At 67.5% G+C, this 24,040-nt stretch carries 23 protein-coding genes and 1 tRNA gene; 1 reads left to right on the forward strand and 23 read right to left on the reverse strand.

Going from position 1 to position 24,040, the window contains the following annotated elements:
• Positions 1 to 410 precede the first annotated feature (410 nt).
• From F2Q65_RS07005 to rpoE, 14 genes are all read right to left on the reverse strand, one after another.
• Entirely contained in the window at positions 411 to 1,070 is a 660-nt protein-coding gene (locus F2Q65_RS07005; protein WP_150091822.1) for an endonuclease III domain-containing protein, read from the reverse strand.
• Between the two features lie 103 nt (positions 1,071 to 1,173).
• Positions 1,174 to 2,457 (reverse strand): glucose-1-phosphate adenylyltransferase family protein, encoded by a 1,284-nt coding sequence (locus tag F2Q65_RS07010; RefSeq protein ID WP_150091824.1) that lies wholly within the window; start codon positions 2,455 to 2,457, stop codon positions 1,174 to 1,176.
• Positions 2,439 to 3,218 (reverse strand): pyridoxine 5'-phosphate synthase, encoded by a 780-nt coding sequence (gene pdxJ / locus F2Q65_RS07015; protein ID WP_150091826.1) that lies wholly within the window; start codon positions 3,216 to 3,218, stop codon positions 2,439 to 2,441. Before pdxJ ends, F2Q65_RS07010 begins: the two co-directional genes overlap by 19 nt.
• Before the next feature lie 48 nt (positions 3,219 to 3,266).
• Positions 3,267 to 3,998: a DNA repair protein RecO gene (gene recO / locus F2Q65_RS07020; RefSeq protein WP_150091828.1), complete on the reverse strand. Its 732-nt coding sequence runs from the start codon at positions 3,996 to 3,998 to the stop codon at positions 3,267 to 3,269.
• A gap of 43 nt (positions 3,999 to 4,041) precedes the next feature.
• Positions 4,042 to 4,932, reverse strand: a complete 891-nt coding sequence (gene era / locus F2Q65_RS07025; RefSeq protein ID WP_150091830.1) for a GTPase Era — start codon at positions 4,930 to 4,932, stop codon at positions 4,042 to 4,044.
• The gene (gene rnc / locus F2Q65_RS07030; protein ID WP_386115743.1) at positions 4,925 to 5,626 is read right to left on the reverse strand and encodes a ribonuclease III; all 702 of its coding nucleotides are present in this window, start codon (positions 5,624 to 5,626) and stop codon (positions 4,925 to 4,927) included. Before rnc ends, era begins: the two co-directional genes overlap by 8 nt.
• The gene (locus F2Q65_RS07035) at positions 5,623 to 6,006 is read right to left on the reverse strand and encodes a DUF4845 domain-containing protein (RefSeq protein WP_150091832.1); all 384 of its coding nucleotides are present in this window, start codon (positions 6,004 to 6,006) and stop codon (positions 5,623 to 5,625) included. Before F2Q65_RS07035 ends, rnc begins: the two co-directional genes overlap by 4 nt.
• Positions 6,007 to 6,032: 26 nt before the next feature.
• A complete protein-coding gene (gene lepB, locus F2Q65_RS07040; protein WP_150091834.1) occupies positions 6,033 to 6,908 on the reverse strand; it encodes a signal peptidase I in 876 nt (291 codons plus the stop codon).
• Positions 6,909 to 7,015: 107 nt separating this feature from the next.
• Entirely contained in the window at positions 7,016 to 8,821 is a 1,806-nt protein-coding gene (gene lepA, locus F2Q65_RS07045) for a translation elongation factor 4 (RefSeq protein WP_150091836.1), read from the reverse strand.
• 138 nt (positions 8,822 to 8,959) lie between these two features.
• Positions 8,960 to 10,417: a DegQ family serine endoprotease gene (locus F2Q65_RS07050; protein WP_150091837.1), complete on the reverse strand. Its 1,458-nt coding sequence runs from the start codon at positions 10,415 to 10,417 to the stop codon at positions 8,960 to 8,962.
• A gap of 98 nt (positions 10,418 to 10,515) precedes the next feature.
• A complete protein-coding gene (locus F2Q65_RS07055) occupies positions 10,516 to 10,998 on the reverse strand; it encodes a SoxR reducing system RseC family protein (protein WP_150091840.1) in 483 nt (160 codons plus the stop codon).
• A gap of 27 nt (positions 10,999 to 11,025) precedes the next feature.
• The gene (locus tag F2Q65_RS07060; RefSeq protein WP_170265577.1) at positions 11,026 to 12,168 is read right to left on the reverse strand and encodes a MucB/RseB C-terminal domain-containing protein; all 1,143 of its coding nucleotides are present in this window, start codon (positions 12,166 to 12,168) and stop codon (positions 11,026 to 11,028) included.
• 73 nt (positions 12,169 to 12,241) lie between these two features.
• Positions 12,242 to 12,886, reverse strand: coding sequence for a sigma-E factor negative regulatory protein (locus tag F2Q65_RS07065; RefSeq protein ID WP_170265579.1), 645 nt, complete (start codon positions 12,884 to 12,886; stop codon positions 12,242 to 12,244).
• A gap of 60 nt (positions 12,887 to 12,946) precedes the next feature.
• A complete protein-coding gene (gene rpoE, locus F2Q65_RS07070) occupies positions 12,947 to 13,525 on the reverse strand; it encodes an RNA polymerase sigma factor RpoE (protein WP_150091846.1) in 579 nt (192 codons plus the stop codon).
• Between the two features lie 438 nt (positions 13,526 to 13,963).
• On the opposite strand from rpoE, the gene nadB reads away from it, so the two are divergent.
• On the forward strand, positions 13,964 to 15,601 hold the full coding sequence (gene nadB / locus F2Q65_RS07075) for an L-aspartate oxidase (protein WP_150091848.1): 1,638 nt from the start codon (positions 13,964 to 13,966) through the stop codon (positions 15,599 to 15,601).
• On the opposite strand, the gene hypF is transcribed toward nadB, so the two are convergent.
• From hypF to infC, 9 genes are all read right to left on the reverse strand, one after another.
• Positions 15,549 to 17,960, reverse strand: a complete 2,412-nt coding sequence (hypF, locus tag F2Q65_RS07080; RefSeq protein ID WP_170265581.1) for a carbamoyltransferase HypF — start codon at positions 17,958 to 17,960, stop codon at positions 15,549 to 15,551. The two genes, nadB and hypF, sit on opposite strands and share 53 nt — an antisense overlap.
• A 143-nt stretch (positions 17,961 to 18,103) precedes the next feature.
• A tRNA-Pro gene (locus tag F2Q65_RS07085) sits at positions 18,104 to 18,180 on the reverse strand.
• A 35-nt stretch (positions 18,181 to 18,215) separates the two neighbouring features.
• On the reverse strand, positions 18,216 to 18,584 hold the full coding sequence (locus F2Q65_RS07090) for a MerR family transcriptional regulator (protein ID WP_150091852.1): 369 nt from the start codon (positions 18,582 to 18,584) through the stop codon (positions 18,216 to 18,218).
• Positions 18,565 to 18,864 (reverse strand): integration host factor subunit alpha, encoded by a 300-nt coding sequence (gene ihfA / locus F2Q65_RS07095; protein ID WP_150091854.1) that lies wholly within the window; start codon positions 18,862 to 18,864, stop codon positions 18,565 to 18,567. The genes F2Q65_RS07090 and ihfA overlap by 20 nt, the downstream gene beginning before the upstream one ends.
• Before the next feature lie 96 nt (positions 18,865 to 18,960).
• On the reverse strand, positions 18,961 to 21,339 hold the full coding sequence (gene pheT, locus F2Q65_RS07100; RefSeq protein ID WP_150091856.1) for a phenylalanine--tRNA ligase subunit beta: 2,379 nt from the start codon (positions 21,337 to 21,339) through the stop codon (positions 18,961 to 18,963).
• 83 nt (positions 21,340 to 21,422) lie between these two features.
• A complete protein-coding gene (pheS, locus tag F2Q65_RS07105; RefSeq protein ID WP_150091858.1) occupies positions 21,423 to 22,457 on the reverse strand; it encodes a phenylalanine--tRNA ligase subunit alpha in 1,035 nt (344 codons plus the stop codon).
• A 238-nt stretch (positions 22,458 to 22,695) separates the two neighbouring features.
• Entirely contained in the window at positions 22,696 to 23,052 is a 357-nt protein-coding gene (gene rplT / locus F2Q65_RS07110) for a 50S ribosomal protein L20 (RefSeq protein ID WP_150091860.1), read from the reverse strand.
• 52 nt (positions 23,053 to 23,104) lie between these two features.
• Positions 23,105 to 23,302, reverse strand: coding sequence for a 50S ribosomal protein L35 (gene rpmI / locus F2Q65_RS07115; protein WP_150091862.1), 198 nt, complete (start codon positions 23,300 to 23,302; stop codon positions 23,105 to 23,107).
• A 138-nt stretch (positions 23,303 to 23,440) separates the two neighbouring features.
• Entirely contained in the window at positions 23,441 to 23,974 is a 534-nt protein-coding gene (infC, locus tag F2Q65_RS07120; protein ID WP_150091864.1) for a translation initiation factor IF-3, read from the reverse strand.
• Positions 23,975 to 24,040 lie beyond the last annotated feature (66 nt).

Here is a 24,040-nt window from a genome sequence, read left to right on the forward strand (position 1 = left end):
CGGCACAAGTCGTTGATCGCACAACCCTTATGCCAGATAGAGCCGCCCTCCTTCAATCCCTTGGTGAGATTTGCGGGTTAGAATCACAAACGTAGCGTCTGTCAAGCCGAATCGAGCCTGTGGCGAGAGAGGGTAACGGAAATAACGTTAAATCAAAGACCTTCACAATTCGGGTGCGGCATCGACGGCCGTAGCATGCCCGCCCTCGGGCCGATGCGCGTCGTGAAATGCTATGCTCGGCGCGGAAATTGGGGACGTACCATCATTCCGATATGAGGACGCGCCACCGTCGCCTTCTTCGTAGGAGGCCCGCCCTCGGGCCGATTCGCCCGCTCGGGAGCGCGTGCACGGTATCGGTCGCGCTGGGGGCGGCGCACCTAGGCCATGACGCGCCTCCGCGGTTGATTCAGTCAGGCTAAGGCAGCCGGACAGATATCCATCAGGCAGCACTGGGCGCAGCGGGGCTTGCGGGCGCGGCAGACGTCCTTGGCGTGACGGACGATCAGCGCGTGGTATTCGTTGAACAGAGACACATCGGGGCCGAGGGCCTGCTCAAAGCCCAGGCGGATCTGGTCGTAGGTCTCGTCGCCGGCGAGCCAGCCCAGGCGACCGAACAGCCGGCGCGTATAGGCATCGACGACGAACACCGGGCGGTCGAAGGCGTAGAGCAGGATATCGTCGGCGGTTTCGGGTCCGACGCCATGGATGTCCAGCAACAGGCGCCGCAACGGCGGGGTGTCGATGGCGGCGAGGGCCGGCTCGCCACCGGACTCCAGCAGCGTCGCGCAGAAGGCCCGCAGGCGCCGCGCCTTGACGTTGAAATACCCCGCCGGCCGGATTGCCTCTGCCAGGTCCGGCTCCGGCAGTGCCAGCAGCGTGTCGGCCCGCAGCGGTACCCGTGCGCTCAGCCGTTGCAAGGCCCGCTCCACGTTGATCCAGGCCGTGTTTTGTGTCAGCACGGCGCCGATCATGACCTCGAACGGGGTCTCAGCGGGCCACCAGCCCTGGGGACCGTAGGCAATCAGCAGGCGTTCAAAGACCCCGCGCAACAGTTCCACCGGACTTGCCATCGGCCTTCCTATCGGCCGCGCCCCGCCCGGTCATCCGGGGCGGGACCACCGCGGCCCCGGCGGTCGGGACCGGAGGCGACAAACGGATCGAAACGTGCAGGTTTCAGAGGCGCTGTCCCTTCGGAATCACCACGATTCCCTGCGGAGAGACGAAGAAGCGTGCCTCGTCTTCGCCCCGATCGAAACCGATCTTCGCCCCGGCCGGGATGACGACGTCCTTGTCGCAGATGCAGCGGCGGATCTGGGCCCCTGCGCCGACCCTGACCCCTTCGAACAAGATGGCCTCATCGACGATGGCGCCGTCGTCGACCTGAACCTGCGGAAACAGCACCGAATGGCTGACGCCTCCGCCGTGAATCACGCTGCCAGCGGCGAGCATCGAGTTGACGAAGATGCCCTCGGTGCCGGACACGGAGCCGGGGACAGTGCGTGCCGGCGGAAACTGGCCCTGGTAGGTCAGGATGTTCCAGTCCGGTTGATACAGGTCCAGCGGCGGCTCCGCCTCCAGCAGGGCCATGTTGGCGCGGAAGTAGGCATCGATGGAGCCCAGGTCGGCCCAGTAACGGTCCGGCGTCACCCGCCCTCGCTCACCGCCGAAGCGGTAGCCGAAGACCGCCTGCTCCGGGATCAGCGGCGCCAGCAGATGCCGCCCGATGTCGGCCCAGACGCCCGGAAAGGCCCCGGGCGCTCCCTCGTCAACGGATGCCGGATCAACCGCAGATGCCTCCGCTGCGGCCAGGCGGTCGAGTCGGGACAACAGCAGGGCCTTGTCGATCACATAGGCCCCCAGGGGCGCCTCGACGCCAGCCGGCGTCTGCTGTGCCGGATCCGGGTCTGGGTCCGTGTCTGGCGCCAGTGTCATTCCGATGATGCGCCCCGCGGCATCACAGGCAATGCCAAGCCCGGCGCCACCGGCCGCGGCGTCCTCCTGGCGACGCAACGCGCAGGTCACCGCAGCGCCCTGCTCCCGGTGGAAGTCAATCAGTTCGGCGTAATCCATGCGGTACACCAGACCACCGTCCAGCAGCATCACCTGGCTAGCCGGGCTGCGCTCGATCAGATACCGGTTCTGCCGCAGGGCATCGAGCGCACCGCGATACCAGCCGATGCCATCGCGCATCTGCGGCGGCACTGGCGTGATGAACTCGCCGAGTTGCGGATTGAACAGCGACCAGGCGTCGCGCAGATGCTTGTGCAGCGAGTGCGACTTGTACTGCGTCAGCACCAGGATCTGCCGCAGCCCCGAGTGCAGGCAGTTGGCCAGCGTGAAGTCGATCACCCGGTATTTGCCGCCGAAAGGCACCGCCGCCTTGGTGCGATGTCGCGTCAGGGGTTCGGGCTCGCCACGCGCCATGGCGAAGACGAAGGTCAGGGTGTCAACATGCATGGCAAACCAGCCCCCCGCAGCATGACCGCCTTCATCTCCCGCACCGCGTCTGCCAGGCCGGAGAAGACCGCCCGGGCGATGATCGAGTGGCCGATGTTGAGTTCGCTGATGCCCGGCAGCGCCGCCACAGCCTGTACGTTGTGGTAGTCCAGCCCATGGCCGGCATTGACCTGCAAGCCGAGTCCGCGCCCGTGCTCGACGGCGCGCCGGATGCGGGCGAGCTCCGCCGCGCGCGCCTCCGGGGTGCGCGCATCGGCGTAGTGGCCGGTGTGGATCTCCACCACCGGGGCGCCCACCTCGGCGGCGGCGTCCAGCTGCACCGGATCGGCATCGATGAACAGCGACACGCGCACCCCGGCCTCCGCCAGCAGCGCGCAGAAGTCACTGAGGGTCCGTCGCTGGCCGGCCACGTCCAGACCGCCCTCGGTGGTCAGCTCTTCGCGACGCTCCGGCACCAGGCAGCAGTCCTGTGGCTGGATCTCGCTGGCGATGCGCCCCATCTCCGGCGTCGCCGCCATTTCCAGGTTCATCCGCGTCTGCAGGATGTCGCGCAACAGGCGCACGTCGCGATCCTGGATATGACGGCGATCCTCGCGCAGATGCAGCGTGATGGCATCGGCCCCCGCCTGTTCCGCCACCAAGGCCGCCTGAATCGGCTCCGGATAGCGCGTGCCGCGCGCCTCGCGCAGGGTCGCCACATGGTCGATGTTGACGCCGAGCAGGATGGGTGCCCTGCCGGGCGGGTTCTCGGGCGTTGCCATGGTTCTGGTTCCTCTGGCTGAATGGGTCAGGTGCCTGTCATATGCCGTTCATGTACCGGCCGGTCGCCGGGGGCGGGCGGCAAACAGGGCGCGGCTGCGTAGCGGCCGATCCCCGAGATAGGGCGCCAGCAGCGCACGCAGCAGGCGTCGTGCCTCGCGCGCCTGGCTGCCGCTCAGGGCCTCGCCCCGGCTCAGGCACTGCAGCGTCGCACCGCTGACCGCCCCGTCGCCCTGGGGCGACAGCGCCGGCAGCAGACCACGCTCGTGGCTGTAGACGTAGTACAGATGCGGCTGCACCGGCAACCCCTGCTCCGCGTCGCGGTCGAGTTCCACGGCATAGCCCAGCTCTGCCAGCAGGCGCAGCTCGAACCGCCGCAACGGCGTGTCCAGGTCCCTGCTCGCCGCCAGTTCCTGCAACACCATCTGGTAGAACAGGAACAGCCGTTCATGGGGATCCTGCCGGCCCAGCAGCCGTGTCAGCAGCTCGTTGACATAGAAGCCGCAGTACAGGGCATCGCCGACCAGGGCGACGGGCCGCCCGGCGGGCTCAACGCGCACCAGGGTCTGTACCTCGCCGCGACCACGCCAGGCCAGCAACAGCGGCGTGAACGGCTGCAGCAACGCCGCGCTCGGTGCACGACCACGCTTGGCCCCCTTGGCCAGCAGCGGCAGCCGGCCGTGCTCACCGGTGAAGACCTCCAGCAGCAGGCTGCTGTCGGAGTAGTCGCGCCGGTGCAGGACGAAGCCCGGCTGCAGGCGGTCGCGGTCGGCTGGGAACATGCCGTGCCGGTGCTGCGTCGGCGCGGAACCCGACCCGCCGCGGTCAGCGTTCGCTGTAGCCCAGGCTGGCCAGGGCCGCCTCGTCGCTGCTCCAGCTGTCCTTGACCTTGACCCAGACCTCCAGATGCACCGGGCGGTCGAACAAGGCCTGCATCGCGTGCCGCGCCTGTGTGGCGGCCGCCTTCAGGGCCTCGCCGCGATGGCCGATGATGATGGCCTTCTGACCGGGGCGCTCCACCCAGATCAGGGCATGGATCAGGTAGCGCCCGCCCTGGTCCTCGAAGCGTTCGATCTCGACCGTGGTCTGATAGGGCAGTTCCTCGCCATAGCGCCGCGTGAGTTGCTCGCGCAGCAGTTCGGCGGCGAAGAAGCGTTCGGAACGGTCGGTGAGCTGGTCGTCCGGGAACAGGTTGTCCGCCTCCGGCAGCTGCGCCAGGATCAGTTGCTCGAGCCGCTCGAGCTGATCTCCCCGGCGCGCGGACACCGGCACGATGTCCGCGAACGCATGGCGCCGACCCAGCGCGCCCAGGTAGGGCAGCAAGGCGGTCTTGTCACGCATCAGGTCGATCTTGTTGACCACCGCGATGGTGGGCCGACCGGCGGCGATCACCGCCTTCAGCGCCAGTTCGTCCTCGCTGGTGAAGCGCGGCGCCTCCAGCAGCAGCAGCACCAGATCCACGTCTGCCAGCGTCGCCCGCGCCGTGCGATTGAGATAGCGGTTCAGCGCGGAGCCGCCGCGGGCATGGATCCCCGGGGTATCGACGAACAGCATCTGACCGCCATCCACAGTCTTGACGCCGAGGATGGAGTGCCGCGTCGTCTGTGCCTTGTGCGAGGTAATAGCCAGCTTCTGGCCCAGCAGCCGGTTGAGCAGCGTGGACTTGCCGACATTCGGCCGGCCGACGATGGCGATATAGCCGCAGCGGTTAGTCATGCCGGCCTCCTTCCTGCAACAGTTTCAGCATCTGCTCGGCGGCGTCCTGTTCGGCCCGGCGGCGGCTGGTGCCCTCCCCCTGGCTGATCAGTCCCAGGTCCGGCAGACGGCAATGGACGGCAAAGCGCTGCGCATGCTGCTTGCCGCCCACATCCGCCAGGGCGTAGTCCGGCAGTTGCCGCCGACGCGCCTGCAGTATCTCCTGCAGCCGGGTCTTGGGGTCCTTGACGGCGTCCTGCTGGCCGATCCGGGCCAGCGACTGCGCGAACACCCGCAACACCATGTCGCGCGCGACGGCGAAGCCCTGGGCCTGATACACCGCGCCGATCACCGCCTCGAGGGCATCGGCGAGGATGGAGTCCCGCGCATGCCCGCCGGTGCGCGTCTCGCCGGGGCCCAGACACAGGTAGTCGCCGAGACGCAGGCCCCGCGCCAGACCGGCCAGACTCTCCTTGTTGACCAGCGCGGCGCGGCGACGGCTGAGTTCGCCCTCGTCCGCATCGGGAAACCGCTGCCAGAGGGCATCGGCAATGACCAGTCCGAGCAGGGCGTCGCCGACGAACTCCAGCCGCTCGTTGTTGCGCGGGCCGGCGCTGCGATGGGTCAGCGCCTGGCGCAACAGCGGAACCTGCGCCGGGTCTGCATCATCGCCCAGCAGCTGCGCCAGCAGACGTGCGGGTTCAGCGGCCTTCACGGTCGGTCGAACGCCTCCTGGTGAGAGAAGCTCAGCACCAGGTCCAGGTTGTAGACCAGGTGCCGGCGGACCTCATAGGCCAGTAGCAGGTCGAAGCCAGCGGGCGTCCGCTGTACCTCGAAGGCATCCCGATCCACCCCCTCGACGCCGTCGATGGACAGTTGCCGGGCGATGCCGTCGAGCACCGCCGCCGGGCCCGCCTGGATCAGGTCCGGCCGCTCCTGCATGGCCTGCATGGCAGAGCGCACATGCCAGTAAGCCACATAGGCGGGCAGCGTCTTGATGGCGACGCTGGCGAAGAACAGGATCAACGCCAGCACGATCAGGACGCCCCCCAGACCGGCGCCGCGTTGCCCGTGGATTGTCTGCTTGCGGATCATCGGTTCCTTGCCACAGTGCCGTCGGGTCAGCGAATGCCGTCGCCGAGACGGCCGAAGGCGATGGGGAAGCCATCACGCTGGCTGTCCCAGTGCATCCAGATGGCAAATGCCTTGCCCACCAGATTGTCCTCCGGCACCATGCCCCAGCAGCGGCTGTCGTTGCTGTTGTCGCGGTTGTCGCCCATGACGAAGAACGCCCCCTCGGGAACTGTCACCGGGCCGTAGGCGAGCACATCGCAGCCGCCCGGGAAGTCCCGGGCGCGCGGGTTGATCAGGATCTCGTGCTCCAGCTCGCCGATGTGCTCCACCGCGCGCAGGGCGCCGGTGTGCCCCTTGCCGGCGCCCTCGCCCACATACCGCGGCAGCATGACCTGGCGCATGGGCTCGCCGTTGACGTACAGGGTCTTGTTCCGGTAGTAGACCTCGTCGCCCGGCACGGCCACGATGCGCTTGATGTAGTCGACGGCCTCATTCTCCGGAAAACGGAACACCACCACGTCACCGCGTTCGGGTTCGCCCAGATCCAGGAACTTGCCATTGGTGATGGGCCAGCGCAGGCCGTATGACGACTTGCTCACCAGAATGAAATCCCCCACCAGCAGCGTCGGCATCATGGATCCCGACGGGATGCGGAAGGGCTCTACCACGAACGATCGCAGCAGCAGCACGATCAGCAGCACCGGGAAGAAGGACCGGGCATACTCCACCAGCACCGGCTCCTTGTAGGTCGTCTCGGCGACGGACGCGATCGCCGCCTGCTGCTGCGCCGAACCGCCTCCGGCTGGGGCCGACTCCAGCGCCAGACGCTTGCGGCGGGGCGCGAAGATGACGGCATCGATCAGCCAGATGATGCCGGTGATGGCGGTGGCAGCGACGAGAAAGGTGGGAAAATCAAAACTCATGTCGTGTCATCGGATGGCGACTGTCAGTGACGGCAAGACAGGGCTCGCCGATGGGTTATGGCCGATGGGTTTTAGCCGATTGGATATGGCCGGTCGGGTTCGGGCTATCAAGTATCTTTACCGGCCTGCAGGACCGCAAGGAAGGCCTCCTGCGGGATCTCCACCCGTCCGACCTGCTTCATGCGCTTCTTGCCGGCCTTCTGCTTCTCCAGCAGCTTGCGCTTGCGGGTCACGTCACCGCCGTAACACTTGGCCGTGACGTTCTTGCGCAGGGCCTTGACCGTGGTGCGTGCGATGATCTTGCTGCCGATGGCGGCCTGGATGGCCACCTCATACATCTGCCGCGGGATCAGGTCCTTCATGCGTTCGGTGAGTTCGCGCCCGCGCGTCTGCGAGTTGCTGCGGTGCACGATCAGCGACAGGGCATCGACGCGGTCGCCGTTGATCAGGATGTCCAGCTTGACCAGGTCCGCCACCTGGAAGCGCTTGAGTTCGTACTCGAAGGACGCGTAACCGCGGCTGACGGACTTGAGCCGGTCGAAGAAGTCCAGCACCACCTCGTTCAGCGGCAGCTCGTAGGTGACCTGCACCTGGCCGCCCAGGTACTGCAGCTGCTTCTGCACGCCGCGCTTTTCGATACAGAGGGTGATCACGCCGCCGAGCAGATCCTGCGGCACCAGGATGTGCGCCTCGATGATGGGCTCGCGGATCTCCTGGATCTTGCCGGTCTCCGGCAGATTGGCCGGATTGTCCACCTTGATCAGCTCGCCGTCTGACTGCAGCACCTCGTAGACAACGGTGGGGGCCGTGGTGATCAGGTCGAGGTCGTACTCGCGCTCGAGTCGCTCCTGGATGATCTCCATGTGCAGCATGCCGAGGAAGCCGCAGCGGAAGCCGAACCCCAGCGCCTGCGAGGTCTCCGGCTCGTAGAACAGCGCCGAGTCGTTCAGCCGCAGCTTGCGCAGGGCATCGCGCAGGTCCTCATAATCGTCGGACGACACCGGATACAGGCCGGCGAAGACCCGCGGCTGCACCTCGCGGAAACCGGGCAGCCGCGCCTCCGCCGGCCGGTCGGCCCCGGTGATGGTGTCGCCCACCGGGGCGCCGTCGATCTCCTTGATGCCGGCCACCAGAAAGCCCACCTCGCCGGGGCCGAGCTGCGGGCGCTCGGTCTTCTTCGGCGTGAACACGCCGATGCTGTCGGCCTGATGCACGCGGCCGGTGGACATCACCTTGATCTTGTCGCGCTTGTTCAGGGTGCCGTTCATGACCCGGATCAGCGACACCACGCCGACATAGGAATCGAACCAGGAGTCGATGATCAGGGCTTGCAGCGGTGCGTCCGGATCGCCCTGGGGCGGCGGCACCCGGGCCACCAGCATCTCCAGCAGGTCCGGGATACCGAGCCCGGTCTTGGCACTGACCCGCAGGGCGTCATGCGCCTCCAGGCCGATGATCTCCTCGATCTCGCGGATCACCCGATCCGGCTCCGCCGAGGGCAGATCGATCTTGTTCAGCACCGGCAGCACTTCCAGCCCCAGATCGATCGCGGTGTAGCAGTTGGCGACGCTCTGCGCCTCGACACCCTGGGCCGCGTCCACCACCAGCAGGGCCCCCTCGCAGGCCGCCAGGGAACGCGACACCTCGTAGGAGAAGTCCACATGACCGGGGGTGTCGATGAAGTTCAGCTCGTAGACCTGCCCGTCCCGCGCCGGGTAATCCAGGGTGACGCTCTGCGCCTTGATGGTGATGCCCCGCTCGCGCTCCAGGTCCATGGAGTCCAGCACCTGCGCGGACATCTCGCGGTCGGTCAGGGAACCGCAGTGCTGGATGAACCGGTCGGCGATGGTGGACTTGCCATGATCGATGTGCGCGATGATGGAAAAGTTACGAATGTGCTTCAGATCCGACATCGGGGAGAGACTGATCCTTGGAAAGGGGTGAAGTGCGTCCGGGCGTCACGCGCCCTGTTTGGCGCCTGTCTGGCACCGGTCGGGGCCGGTCGATCGTCACGGGCGCCGACCGGCAGCCAGGGCGCGCGCGGGGGCCTGCTATTCCGCCGGGATGCGAATGGGGTAGAACATGCGGCCGTCGCCGCGCTGCACCAGCACGGCCACCGACTGGCCCGGCTTGACGGCCTCCAGCAGGCCGCGGAAGGTCTTGGCGTCCGTCACCGGCTGACCGTCGAAGCTGACGATGATGTCGCCGCTGCGGATGCCCACCTGTTGCGCCGGGCCGTCCTCGACGCTGTCCACCAGGACACCGCCCTCGGGTACGCGCAGTTCCTCGCGCTCCTCGTCGCTGAGGTCCATCACCACCAGGCCGAGGCGATTCGCCGCCGCTCGCTCCACCTGCCCGGACAGCGCCATCATGGCGTCGTCCTCCGGCAGTTCGGCCAGCAGGACCGGCAATTCGATGATCTCGCCGTCCCGCAGCACCTGCACCCGGGCAATGCTGCCGACCTCGGCGACGCCCACCTGCGGCGGCAGGTTGCTGGAGATGGCGATGTCCTTGCCGTTGAAGCTGAGGATGATGTCACCGGCACGCAGTCCGGCCGCCTCTGCCGGGCTGCCGGGCAGCACCTGAGCCACCAGCGCGCCGCGCGGATGGCGCAGGCCGAAGGTCTCCGCCAGCTCGCGGGTCACGTCCTGGATCAGCACCCCCAGCCAGCCGCGGCTGACGCGCCCCTTCTCCTTCAGTTGCTGCACCACGTCCATGGCGACATCGATGGGGATGGCGAAGGACAGCCCCATGAAGCCGCCGGTGCGGCTGTAGATCTGCGAGTTGACCCCGACCACCTCGCCGTCGAGGTTGAACAGCGGACCACCGGAGTTGCCCGGGTTGATGGCCACGTCCGTCTGGATGAAGGGCACGTAGTTTTCCGTCGGCAGGCTGCGGCCCTTGGCACTGACGATGCCGGCGGTGGCGGAATGCTCGAACCCGAACGGCGAGCCGATGGCGAGCACCCACTCGCCCACCTTGAGGTCGCCAGCGGAACCGATGCGCACGCTGGGCAGGTCGGCGCCCTCGATCTTCAGCAGCGCGATGTCGCTGCGCTCGTCGGCGCCGATGATAGTAGCGATGAACTCGCGCCGGTCGCTGGTACGGACGATGATCTCGTCCGCCGCCTCCACCACATGGGAGTTGGTCAGCACATAGCCGTCCGCGGACACGATGAAGCCCGAGCCGAGGGAACGACCGGGGTCCACGTCCTCCGGGATGGTGCCGTCCTCGCCGAAGAAGCGCTGGAAGAAGTCGTAGAGGGGGCTGTCCTCCGGCAGGCCGTCCTCGCCGCCGAACTCCTGCGGACCGTACATCAGGCTCTGCTTGGTGCTGATGTTCACCACCGCCGGGCCGTTGCGCTCCACCAGCACCGTGAAGTCCGGCAATGCATAGACCAGGGCCGGGCGCGACGCCACCGACGACGGCGCCTCTGCCGCCGCGTCTGCGAATGCAGCGGTCACCGCCAGCAGCGGAACGCTCAGCAGCGCGGCAAGTACTCTGTGCATGATTACGGCCATAGGGCGTTTGGGGTGACCTGGTTCAAATCTGTCTTCTGATCCGTCTGCTGTTCTGGCTGCCGGTCCGTTTGCCGGTCCGGCGTCTGTCAGCCGAGCTTCACCGGCACCCCGGCAGGGTGCGGATCGACGCGTCGCAGCAGCACGGCGCGCCAGCGGGCGTCGACGGCCAACCCGATACTATAACGGCGTAACCACCGCATTGCGAGCACCAGACCCGCCAGCGCACCACCGATGGAAGCGGCCTCCACCGCCGGCAGGCCGGCCCATGCCGTCAGTTCCCCACCGACAATGCCGCCGGCCAGCAACGCCAGCAGCGGCACCAGATAGGCCGACAGCGCGGCGCGTAGCAACACCTGCTCCGGCATGCCCACCACCACGCGCTCGCCCGGGCGAGCGCCGATACTGTTGATCAGGGTCAGACGCAGGGGCCGTCGGCCGAGGAACTGGTCCAGCAATGAGGTGCCGCAGGCGCCCTGGGCGCTGCACTGGCCACAGGTCTGCTGACGCAGGGGCTCCACCTCGACGGAGTCGCCCCGCTGCGCAATGACGATGGCCTGCTGTTCGATCACGTGGATCCGCTCCCCGGCAACCAAGGGTCAGTGACTGGTGCGCCGCAGGCCCCGCAGCAGCAGACGGGCGCTGCGCTCGGGGATCTCGCCGATGACCGTTGCATGGTACTCCCCTGCCGGGCCGCCCACGGCGGTGATCGCGCCCAGCTGGGTGGCACCGTTGAGCCCCCGTTCCCCCGGGGGCTCGATGTAGATCGACGCCGACGCCAGGCCGTCGCCGACCACGATCTGCGCCATCCCAAGCAGTTGTTTCCGGTTTGCCCGATCGCCGTTCGCCGGCTTGCCAATCGCCGGCTCGCCCGTCTCGGGGTCCTGGGCCGCCTGCTCCGTGCCCGACTGATCGCGCTCCGCCTCGTCGCGCCGCTCCATCGCCATGATGCGGAATCCGGGGGGCATGGCTGTCAGCGTCCAGTCACCACCCGCGGCCTGGCCGGGTTCTGCATCGGTGGCCGCTCCGGTTGCGACCTTGGCTCCAGGTTCTGCACCGAAGCCTGCTTCGGCGGGGGGGTTGCGGCGTGTGGGGGCCGGAACCCCTGGGTCCTGGACCGCTTCATTCCGGATATGCACGTTCGTGAACATCACCTGTTCGATGGGCAAGGAATCCTCACCGATGAGGTCGGTCTTCAGCGCCAGCCCGGACGCGCGATCGATGAAGAAGCGGTAGCCGTAGCGATAGCTGTCTCGCGGCAGGATGCCCACGACGTCGGTGTCCCGTCCGGCGATCCGCGCCACGCCCAGGTATTCGAGCTGGTAGTACGCCCGCAGCCGGTCGAAGTCCACGGGGCCCGAGCGCAGTGCCGCGCTCGGGGTCGGTCCGTCGGCCTCGGTGACCGGCAGCATGATCGGGGCCGAATCCGGCAGCATGCAGGCGATGCCCTGATCGGTCCGGGCAAGGGCGCGCACCGGTCCGGTGAGCGCCAGCAGGCGCTCTCGCGGCATCCCGTCGTCCAGACGCCGGGCGACATGCAGCGTGGCCAGCCGGGTGCCGTGCAGGTAGACCAGCGTGCCCTCGTACTCCAGGGCGTTCTGCGCGTGGTTCATGCGTACCAGCAGGGCCTCGGCGGACTTGGCTTCCGCCTCGGCGGCGGCTGGCGTGGCGCTGTCCGCCGCCAGAGCTGCCGCCGGTGCCATGGCAGGGACGCCGGCAATCAGCAGCAGCGCCAGGGCCATGGGTCCGTGCACTGCTCCGAGCCACGGAGACCAGCGACGCGTATTCTGGCTACGCCGCAGGGCGGCGCCGCGATCAGCGACCCGACTCATAACCGACGACGGCGGTATAGGACACGAACCCGGGCATTCCGGTCTGCGACAGGCGTTCCTGATGGTCGAGCAACAGGCTGTCGAGCTTGGCCCTTACCAGGGGGTCGGATTGTTGCCAGCGGGGTTCTGCAGTTGCGAGCGCCGCACCTTCAGCGCTGCTGCCAGGCTGGAGCTGGGGCTGGGTCCAGGTCGGTTCGCCAGGTTCTGCGGCGACCAGGGGTCCGGGCCCGCCTGGCTCGAATCCGGGATCGAATCCGGGCATGCCGCTGCTACCGATCACCACGGCCAGCACGGCGACACTGGCAGCGAGGGCCGAGGCCAGGGGCACAACCTGACGGATGCGCGCAGGCGACCAGGTCCGCGACGGCAAGCGCGTTCGCCGGCGCATGGGCACCAGGTCGCTGCCGATGCGTTCGCGCACCCGCGCGGCAATGTCCCGGGCGTCCAGATCCACCGCCTCGGACCGCATCAGGCGGCCGATCAGGTGGTAGCGTTCCCAACGGGCGCGGGCGTCGGGGTCGCCGAGGACGCGGTCGAGTTCTGGGCCGAGCGCCCTGGCCGGGCATTCGCCGTCGAGCAGCGCGGACAGGGTCTGTTGCAGGTCAGTAGGTCGCGGATCGTCATGCATCGCGGCAGTCTCGGGTGAGATCATCGGTTCGGGTGTCGGAAGGGTTGGGTCTGGTTCGGCCTAGGGCCTCAGCAAGGGGCGCAGCCGCTTGTCGATGGCCTCGCGGGCGCGGAAGATGCGCGAGCGCACGGTGCCGATCGGACACTCCATGGTGGTGGCGATCTCCTCATAGCTCATCCCCTCCAGTTCGCGCAGCACGATCGCGGTGCGCAGATCGTCCGGCAGTTCCTCCAGCGCAGCCTGCACGGTTTGAGCGATCTCGTCCGTCAGCAGTTCCCGCTCCGGGGTGGCGGCATCGCGCAATCGCTCGCCCATGTCCATCTGCTCGGCGATCTCGCTGTCCAGGTCATCCGCCGGCGGTCGTCGCCCCTGCGCCACCAGGTGGTTCTTGACCGTGTTGATGGCGATGCGGTAGATCCAGGTATAGAAGGCGCTCTCTCCGCGAAAGCCAGGTAACGCCCGGTAGGCCTTGAGAAACGCCTCCTGTGTGACGTCGAGCACCTCGGCATGGTCACGGATGTAGCGCGCGATCAGCTTTGCCACGCGCTGCTGATACTTCAGCACCAGCAGGTCGAAGGCACGCCGGTCTCCGCCCTGCGCACGCTCCACCAGCGCTTGATCGATCTCTCGTTCAGACACGTAAACACCCGGTCCTGGATGCTGTCGGCGCCTTGCAGGCATTGACAGCCATCGACTGCAGAAAGTTCGTTGCACCCGTCACCCGCAGAACGTTCTGCACCTGTGAATCGGACGGCGGCCCGTTTCACGCTGTGGCGCCGCGGGCGGCCATCCATCATATACCCTGCGAGCCCTGTCCATCAGCCCGACGGTGACGAGATGCAACGACAGCGTCGTGCCCTTGCCTAAACCTGATCGACCGCAGGCGCAGAGAACACCGGGAAACGTCCGAGTTTGCTGATCTTTTCTGCGTCATCTCCGCCTGCGTCGCCTGCTCTGCGGTTCGTGTCGGAAACCGACGGGTACATCAACCCGGGCAGCACGACACCCCGGCTTGGGGCATACTGAGGTCTTGGCCCCAGCCCAGCACCGTAGCGACGCACATTCGAGACCCCCGCCATGAGCCATATCCATCGACACGACGTCCTCATCATCGGCAGCGGCGCAGCCGGCCTGAGCCTGGCCCTGCGGCTGGGCGGGGAGTTGTCCATCGGCATCATCTCCAAACGCGAACTGCGCGAGGGCAACACCCTGTACGCCCAGGGCGGCATCTCCGCCGTGCTCGATGCGGCGGACTCGGTGGAGTCGCACGTGCAGGACACCCTGGACGCCGGCGCCGGACTATGCGACGCAGACCGTGTTCGGCTGGTGGTGGAGCGCGGCCCGGAAAACATCCGCTGGCTGCTCAAGGAGGGGGTGAAATTCACCCGCGACGAGGACGCCCGAGCCTCCGACGGCTACCACCTCACCCGCGAGGGCGGTCATTCCCACCGGCGCGTGGTGCATGCGGCGGACGCCACCGGCCGCGCCGTGGAGGACACGCTCGAGGGTCGCATCCGCGTACAGCCCAACGTCGAGCTGTTCGAGCACCACACCGCCATCGATCTCATCACCGCCGACCGCTTCGGCGGCGAGGATCATCGCTGCGTCGGCGCCTACATCCTGGACAGTCACAGCGGCGAGGTGTCGACCTATCTGGCGCGTTTCGTGGTGGTTGCAACGGGTGGCGCCAGCAAGGTGTATCTCTACACCAGCAACCCGGACGTCGCCACCGGCGACGGCATCGCCATGGCCTGGCGCGCCGGCAGCCGGGTGGCCAACATGGAATTCATCCAGTTCCATCCCACCTGCCTGTATCACCCCAAGGCCAAGTCGTTCCTGGTCACCGAGGCCTTGCGCGGCGAAGGGGCGCGACTGCTGCTGCCCAACGGCGACCGCTTCATGCCGCGCTTCGACCCGCGCGCCGAACTGGCGCCGCGCGACATCGTCGCCCGCGCCATCGACCATGAGATGAAGCGCATCGGCAGCAAGTACGTCCTGCTGGACATCTCCCACCGCGAGCCGGACTTCATCCGCGAGCACTTCCCCACCATCCATGCCCGCTGCCTCGAACTCGGCATCGACATGACCCGCGAGCCCATCCCGGTGGTGCCGGCGGCGCATTACACCTGCGGCGGCATCCTCACCGATGCCCGCGCCCGCACCGACATCCCGGGGCTGTACGCCGTTGGCGAGGCGGCCTACACCGGCCTGCACGGCGCCAACCGCATGGCCAGCAACTCGCTGCTGGAATGCCTGGTCTTCGCCGAACTGGCGGCGGCGGACATCCTGTCGCTGGCACCGCAGTGGCCGACGCCGTCGGACATCCCGCCCTGGGACGCCAGTCGCGTCACCGAGCCGGACGAGGAGGTGGTGATCTCGCACAACTGGGAGGAACTGCGCCGATTCATGTGGGACTATGTCGGCATCGTGCGTACCAACAAGCGTCTGCAGCGCGCCAAGCGCCGTATCGACCTGCTGCGCCAGGAGATCATCGAGAACTACAGCGATTTCCGCGTCGACAACGACCTGCTGGAACTGCGCAACCTGGTGGAGGTGGCCGACCTGATCGTGCAGTCAGCGCAACGCCGCTGCGAGAGCCGCGGCCTGCATTACACGCTGGACTTCCAGCAGCAGGATCCGGAACAGCTCGCCCCCACCATCCTCATCCCCCACCGCTACCAGCCGCGACCAGCGCGCTGGAACGCAGCGGCCTGAGCAGCCGCGCCGCCGCCATGGCCGCCTGCCCGAGCGCCAGGCCGCCGTCGTTGCTCGGCACCTGCCGGTGGGCCAGGACCTTGAACTGCCGGGCCCGCAGGCCCTGGCTGACGCGCTCGAACAGGGTGCGATTCTGGAACACGCCGCCGGACAGGGCCAGGGTGTCGATACCCCGGGCCGAGGCGAGGCGTGCGCCAAGCCCGACCACGGCGTCCGCCAGTCCGGCGTGGAAGCGGGCGCTGATCAGCGGGGCCTCGACCCCCTCCGCCAGATCATCAAACAACTGCCGCCACATCGGGCTTGGATCCAGCACCAATGCCGCGGTGTCCGCCCGGAGCGCGAACGCATAGCCGTGATCGGGCGCGATGCCCTGGCACAGGGATTCCAGTTCGATGGCCGCCTGCCCCTCGTAGCGGATGCCGTCCGCGCAGATATCCAGCGCGGCAGCAACGGCGTCGAACAGCCGACCGCAGGACGAGGTCATGGGCGAATTGACGCCGGCGGCGATCATCCGGCTAAGCACGGCGACGGGCCGCTGCCGAAGGCGCGCCGTGATCGCCAGATCAGGGTATTGCCGCTGGAAGGCCTCCCAGCCGATGCCGGCGACGATCTGGGCGAACAGGTTGCGCCAGGGCTCCAGGATCGCCTGGGTGCCGCCCGGCAACGCCACTGGCTGCAGGTGCGCGACCCGGGTCAGTTGCCGGTAACCGCCGATGAAGCACTCACCACCCCAGATGCTGCCGTCGTCTCCATAGCCCGAGCCATCCAGGGCAATGCCGAGCACCGGCGGGCCGTCCAGCGGCCAGCCGTTGTCCGCCAGCACCGCGGCCACATGGGCGCGATGGTGCTGCACCTCCAGCAGTGCGAGGCCCTCCGCCGCCGCCAGCGCGCGTCCGGTCCGGCCCGAGTGGTAACCAGGGTGGGCGTCCACTACCACCAGCTGTGTCCGGTGCTGCAGCAGGGCGCGGTACAGGGCGATGGTGCGCTCGTACTCCAGCAGCGTGGTGGTCTCATGCAGGTCGCCAAGGTGCTGCGACAGCACCGCCTGGCCGTGCTGCACCAGGCAGAGGGTGCTCTTGAGTTCGCCCCCCATGGCCAGGATGGGCGACGCATCAACAAAGCCCTCCGGCAGGCGCAGCGGTGCCGGCGCATGGCCCCGTGCCCGGCGCAGCAGTCGCGGCGCCCCGTCCATGATCCGCGCCACGGAGTCGTCCACCCGGTTGACGATGTCGCGGTCATGCAGCAGAAAGGCGTCTGCGAGATCGCCGAGCCGACGGACGGTGTCGTCATTGTTGATACATTGGGGCTCGTCGCTGCTGTTGCCGCTGGTCATCACCAAGGGCACGGACCAGTCCTGCAGCAACAGCCGATGCAGCGGACTGTAAGGCAGCATGAACCCCAGGCTGTGCTGTCCGGGGGCCAGCCCGGACGGCAGGCCCTCACCTCCGTTGGGGGCCAGCAACACGATGGGTGCGGCCGGGCTGCGTAGCAGGTCCGCCTCCGCTGGCGTCACGGTGCAATAGCGCCGAATCACGTCCAGGTCCCGCGCCATCAGCGCAAAGGGCTTTGCCCAGCGGCGCTTGCGTCGACGCAGCTCGGCGATAGCCGCAGGGTTGGTGGCGTCACAGGCCAGATGAACGCCGCCGATGCCCTTCAGCGCGAGGATTCGCCCCTGGGCGAGCAGCCTGCTGGCGACGGCGATGGGGTCGGCCAGGGCACCAATGGCAGCCTGGCTCGCAGGTTGGCTCGCAGGTTCGCTGGCAGGCTGGTCAACCGGCTGGCCATCGGCGTCCTGCAGCCAGACCCGTGGCCCACAGACGGGACAGGCATTGGGCTGGGCATGGAAGCGTCGATCTGCGGGATCGGCATACTCCGCGGCACAGGCAGGGCATTGCCGGAAGGCCGCCATGCTGGTGTTGGCGCGGTCATAGGGGATGGCGCGCACGATACTGAGGCGCGGGCCACAATGGGTGCAATTGGTGAAGGCATAGCGGAACCGGCGGTTGGCCGGATCAGCGATCTCTGCTGCGCAGGCGTCGCAGACGGCCGCATCGGGAACCACGCCGGTCTGCACACTGGTGGCGGCACTGTCGACGATGGCGAACCCCCGCGGTCGGTCCTGGCCGGACAGCGGCGTGCGCTCCAGCGCATCGATGCGCGCCAACGGCGGGCAGTCACGGCGCAGGCGCTCGCAGAATGCGTTCCGCGCATCGGCGTCGCCCCAGAGCGTTACCAGAACGCCCTCGCCGTCGTTTCGCACCGAGCCCTGCAGACCGAGTTCAGTGGCAAGACGCCACACGGTGGGCCGAAAGCCGACCCCCTGCACCAGGCCGCGGACACGGATGGACTCGGCTGCCACCGGCGACTCCGCAGAGGACGCTGACAGAGCCCGCGAGGGTAGCCGCGCTGGATGGTCGGTCATGTCGGGGCTAACATGGAGAGGAAGGGCCAGAAACGAAAAAGGACGCGGCAACTGCTCATGGTTACCGCGTCCTTTAGATATGGTCCGGGCGGCAGGATTTGAACCTGCGACCCCCACAACCCCATTGTGGTGCGCTACCAGACTGCGCTACGCCCGGAAAGCTCGACAGAATACCCGCCGCCGAGAGGCCTGTCAATGGGCGGCTTGCTTCAACTCTTTGAGCAACTCTTCCAGTTCGATCCGCAACTGGCGGATGATCTGGTGACTCTGGGAGCTGTCCTGCCGTGCGGACTCCCCGGAGAGTTGCTGGCGCGCGCCGCCGATGGTGAACCCCTGCTCGTACAGCAGGCCCCGGATCTGGCGCACCATCAGCACGTCATGACGCTGGTAATAGCGGCGATTGCCGCGCCGCTTGACCGGCTTCAGCTGCGGAAACTCCTGCTCCCAGTAGCGCAGCACATGGGGCTTGACATCGCACAGCTCGCTGACCTCGCCGATGGTGAAATAGCGTTTGTCGGGGATCGGCGGCAGCTCGTCGACGCTAATGTTCGTGTCCGGCATAGCTCTCTACCCGTGACTTGAGTTTCTGCCCGGGGCGGAAGGTCACTACCCGACGGGCCGTGATTGGAATCTCTTCACCGGTCTTCGGGTTGCGCCCCGGCCGCTCCTTCTTTTCCCGCAGGTCGAAGTTGCCGAACCCGGACAGCTTGACCTGCTCGCCCCGCTCCAGGGCAACGCGAATCTCTTCGAAGAACGACTCCACCACGTCCTTCGCCTCACGCTTGTTCAGGCCGAGCCTCGCGTGCAGATGCTCGGCCATGTCTGCTTTTGTCAATGCCATCTACTGATTCTCTTCGCGCATTCCGGCACCATCGCGCACCGGCTGTTGACATCCCGGCCCGGCGGTCTTTCCGCCAGTCTCGCCATTGGCCTCTGTCTAACCCCGCAACTCCGCGCCGAACGCCGACGCCAAATGCTCCAGCACCCGGCTGATGACGGCCTCCACATCCTGATCCGTGAGCGTCTGCGACGGCGCCTGCAACATCAGCCCCAGCGCCAGGCTCTTGCGGCCCGCTGCAACATGCTCGCCGGCATACACATCGAACAGCAGCAGCTCGCGCAGCAGTTCCCCCGCCGACTCGCGGATGCCGTCGCGGACCTGTTCGTATGTGAGTGATGCATCGACCACGATGGCGATGTCGCGCCGGATGGAGGGATATTTCGACAACGGACTGAAGCCGGGCTTGGCCGCGTTGCCAAGCCGGTCCACGGCCAGATCGAACAGCTGCAGATTGGCCGGCAGGTCCAGCTCCGCCGCCAGCGATGGATGCAGGGTTCCGGCCCAGCCCAGGGTCTCGCCATCACGCAGCAGTCGGGCGCTCTGCCCCGGGTGCAGCGCCGGGTGCTGATCGGCCACCCACTGGCAGTCCCGCTCGCAGCCGCTGGCCGCCAGCACTGCCGCCACCTCGGCCTTGAGGTCGAAGAAGTCCAGCGGCCGGCTCGGCTCGCCCCATTGCTCCGGCCGCGCGCTGCCGGTCATCAGACCGGACCACATCATCTCCTGATGCAGCACCGTGCCGTCGGGACGGAATCGCAGGCCGCTCTCGAACAACCAGACCCTCCCCTGCTGACGGGCCAGGTTCTGCCGCGCCGCCTGCAGCAGGCCCGGCCAGAGACTGGTGCGCATCACCGACAATTCCGCCGACAGCGGGTTGGACAACGCCAGCGGGGTCAGCGCCGGGTCTACCCAGGCCTGCTGCTCCGGGCTGATGAAGCTGTAGGTAATGGCCTCGAACCAGCCCCGTGCCACCAGCACCTGGCGCACGCGCTCCGGGTCGAAGGCCATCTCCAGCGGGGCGCGCGTGGTGGCCGCGGAACGGGCGTGGGTCACCGGGATCCGGTCGTAGCCATGGACCCGGCCGATCTCGGCGATCAGGTCCTCCTCCAGCAGCACGTCGAAACGGCTGCTGGGGGGCGTCACCTGCCAGCCGTCGGCCCGGGGCTGCAAGCGCATGCCGAGCCGCGACAGGATGTCCTCGATGCGGGCATCGTCCAGCTCGACGCCGAGCACGCGCCCGATCCGCTGGCGACGCAGGTTCAGCGCCAGGGGCTGCGGCAGCCACTGTGCCGATGTCACCTCCTGCACGGGTCCGGCTGAGCCGCCGACAATGTCCAGCAGCAATGCGGTGGCGCGCTCCATGGCCTGTGCCTGCAGGGCGGGATCGACGCCACGCTCGAAGCGGTGCGAGGAATCCGTATGCAGTCCGTAGCTGCGCGCCTTGCCGCTGATGGCGCTGGGCGCGAAGAATGCGCTCTCCAGCAGCAGATTCGTGGTGTCGGCATCGACAGCGGTCTCGGCGCCCCCCATGATGCCGGCCAGGGCCACAGGGCGCGCGGCGTCGGCGATCACCAGGGTGTCGTCCCGCAGGCTGACGTGATCGCCGTTCAGCAGTGCCAGCGACTCGCCGGCCTGCGCCAGGCGCACCTGGATGTCGCCCTGCAGGCGGTCCAGGTCGAAGGCGTGCATCGGCTGCCCCAGTTCCAGCAGCACATAGTTGGTGACATCCACCACCGCACTGATCGGCCGCAGGCCGCTGCGGCGCAGACGCTCCCGCATCCACAGCGGCGTCTCGGCGGCGGCATCGACCCCTTGCACCACTCGGCAGAGGTAACGCGGGCACGCCTCGTCCGCGGACAGGGTCACGGACACGCGGGCATCGATCCCGGTGTCCACCGATGCCGGCGCCGGGGCGCGCACCGGGAGCTGGTTCAGCACCCCGACCTCCCGCGCGACGCCGGCGACGCTGAGGCAATCACCGCGATCCGGGGTCAGGTCCAGTTCGATGCACTGGTCGTCCAGCGCCAGCACGTCGCGCACGGAATCGCCCACGGGCGCTCCCGCCGGCAGCGGCAGGATGCCTTCGGAGCTCTCCGCCAGGCCGAGCTCGGCGGCGGAGCAGATCATGCCGAACGAGGCCACCCCCCGCAGCTTGGCCTTCTTGATCTTGAAACCGCCGGGCAGACAGGCCCCCACCGTGGCCACGGGCACACGCATGCCTGCGGCCACATTGGCCGCTCCACAGACGATCTGCAAAGGCGCGTCGGCCCCAACGTCCACGGTGCAAAGTCGGAGTTTGTGCGCGTCCGGATGCGGCTCCACCGTCATCACATGGCCCACCAGCACGCCGTCGAACGCCGGCGCCGCCGGCTCGACGGCGTCAACCTCGAGACCGGCCATGCTCAGCTGGTCCGCGAGGGCCTGGGTGCCGATGGCGGGGTCCACCCACTCCCGCAGCCAGGCCTCACTGAAGCGCATCAGGCTTCTCCCTCACCCGTAGTGACGTGCGTGCCGAAGTCATAAGTGCCGTAATCACAGTGCAATAGTCACAGCCTGACAAATCAGGCGAATTGCGACAAGAACCTAAGATCGTTGTCGAAGTATAGGCGAATGTCGTCGATGCCGTAACGCAACATGGCCAGACGCTCCACCCCCATGCCGAAGGCATATCCCAGCCAGCGCTCCGGATCGATGCCCACATGGCCGAGCACGGACGGGTGGATCATGCCGCAGCCCAGTACCTCGAGCCAGCCGGTCTGCTTGCAGACCCGGCAGCCGCGGCCACCGCATTTGACACACTGCACGTCCACTTCGGCAGACGGCTCGGTGAAGGGAAAGTAGGACGGACGAAAGCGCAGGCGCAGGTCGTCCTGCTCGAAGAAGTTGCGCAGGAAGTCGTACAGCACACCCTTGAGGTCGGCGAAGGTCGCCTGCTCGTCTACCAGGAACCCTTCCACCTGGTGGAACATCGGCGTGTGGGTCAGGTCGGAATCGCAGCGGTAGACGCGGCCGGGCGCGATGACCCGAAACGGCGGTTGCTGCCCTTCCATCACGCGGATCTGCACCGGCGAGGTGTGCGTTCGCAACAGCCGGCCGTCGTCGAAGTAAAAGGTATCGTGCATGGCCCGGGCGGGATGATGCGCCGGGATGTTGAGCGCCTCGAAGTTGTGGTAGTAGTCCTCGACCTCGGGCCCTTCCTCCACGCCGAAGCCGGCATTGGCGAACAGGCGCTCGATGCGTTGCAGGGTGCGCGTGAGCGGGTGCAGGGCGCCGACGGACTGGCCACGGCCGGGCAGGGTCACGTCCACGCGCTCGTCGGCCAGGCGCCGCGCCAGCACGGCCTGCTCCAGTTCGGCGCGGCGGGTATCCACCAGCCCCTGCAGCACGACCTTGACCTCGTTGATGGCCTGACCCGCCGCCGGACGCTGCTCGGCGGGGAGTTTTCCCAGCCCCTTGAGCCGCGCCGTCAGCAGACCGCTCTTGCCCAGGTACCGCACCCGGACCTCGTCCAGTTCGGCCAGGTCCGATGCCTGCCCCACCGCGGCAGCCGCGGCGGCATGCAGGTCCTCGATGGCGGCAACGTCGCCTTCGCTCATGTTCGACTTCTCCATCACCCGAGGCAGCAATCTCCGGGCGGCGGCGTGGCCCGCGGGAAGCCGGAGAGGTGTGTGCGGCGCCGCGAGGGGAGGCGGCGCCTGTCAGGCCTGCGACCATGATCCGGCCAGGCACCCAGGACCGGGCGCGGCCGATGACAACTGGGTGACCTGAGTCGGGCCTTGTCAGATCCCAGCAAGATCCCGGTCAGGCCGGTTCGGGCCCAGTTCGGGCCGGGTATCAGGCCAGCGCCGCCTTGGCCTGTTCCGCCAATGCGGCGAAGGCCGCCTCGTCGTGGTAGGCGATGTCTGCCAGCACCTTGCGGTCCACCTCGACGCCGGCCTTGTTCAGGCCATCCATGAAGCGGCTGTAGGACAGGCCGTTCATGCGCGCCGCTGCATTGATGCGCGCGATCCACAGGGTGCGGAACTGGCGCTTGCGTTGACGCCGGTCGCGGTAGGCGTACTGCCCTGCCTTGATGACGGCCTGCTTGGCGACACGAAAGACCTTGCTGCGGGCGCCGTAGTAGCCCTTGGCCTCGCTCAGGATCTTCTTGTGACGGGCGTGGGCGGTAACGCCGCGTTTTACTCTTGGCATGATTCAAAGTTCTCCGGGTAGGTTCGCGTTGCGAAAGTGCGCAAGACGGGGCTCAGCAGTAGGGCATCATCCGGCGCGCGGCACGGACATCGGCCTTATGCAGCAGGTGCGAGGCACGCAACTGGCGCTTCCGCTTGGTGCTTTTCTTGGTGAGGATGTGCCGCCGGTGCGACGCATTGCGCTTGAACATCCCGGAGGCGGTGGGCGAAAAACGCTTCGCCGCGCCGCGATTGGTCTTGATCTTGGGCATTTTCGACTCCTTGGTCCTGACGAGACCAGATTATTGGACACGGCTGACTCGGAAGCCCTCCCCGGCCGCCGCTGATGTGCGAGACCGGCCGAACCGACCGCCTCGCCTGTGTGTTGCCGCCCCGCAGGGCGGCGACGATTATTTCTTCTTCGGCCCCAGCACCATCACCATCTGCCGCCCTTCCATCTGCGGCTGCTGCTCGACGATGCTGATGTCGGCCAGGTCCGCCTCGACCCGCCGCAGCAGTTCCAGACCCAACTCGCGGTGGGCATGCTCGCGACCGCGAAAGCGCATGGTCACCTTGGCCTTGTCGCCCTCTTGCAAGAAGCGCGTGAGGTTGCGCAGCTTGACCTGATAGTCGCCGATGTCGGTGCCGGGCCGGAACTTGACCTCCTTGACCTGCACCTGCTTTTGCTTCTTGCGCGCCTCGGCCTGCTTCTTTTTCTGATCGAACCTGAAGCGCCCATAGTCCATCAGGCGACAGACCGGCGGTTCGGCATTCGGCACGATCTCCACCAGGTCCAGACCTTCCTGGTTCGCCCGCTCTTGCGCCGAGGCGACGTCCAACACTCCGACCTGGTCTCCATCCGCGCCAATCAACCGGACCTGTGAGGCGGTGATCTCGTCGTTGACGCGGTTACGTTTTGGTGCAGCGATAGCAGGCTCCTCCAATCGGCTTCAGCAATTCCCTCCGCGGGCCGGCGCAGACGTGCGAGGCTCGCGCGCGCGAGGGTTGGT

The sequence above is a fragment of the Thiohalocapsa marina genome (assembly GCF_008632335.1).
GTDB classification, from domain to species: domain Bacteria; phylum Pseudomonadota; class Gammaproteobacteria; order Chromatiales; family Chromatiaceae; genus Thiohalocapsa; species Thiohalocapsa marina.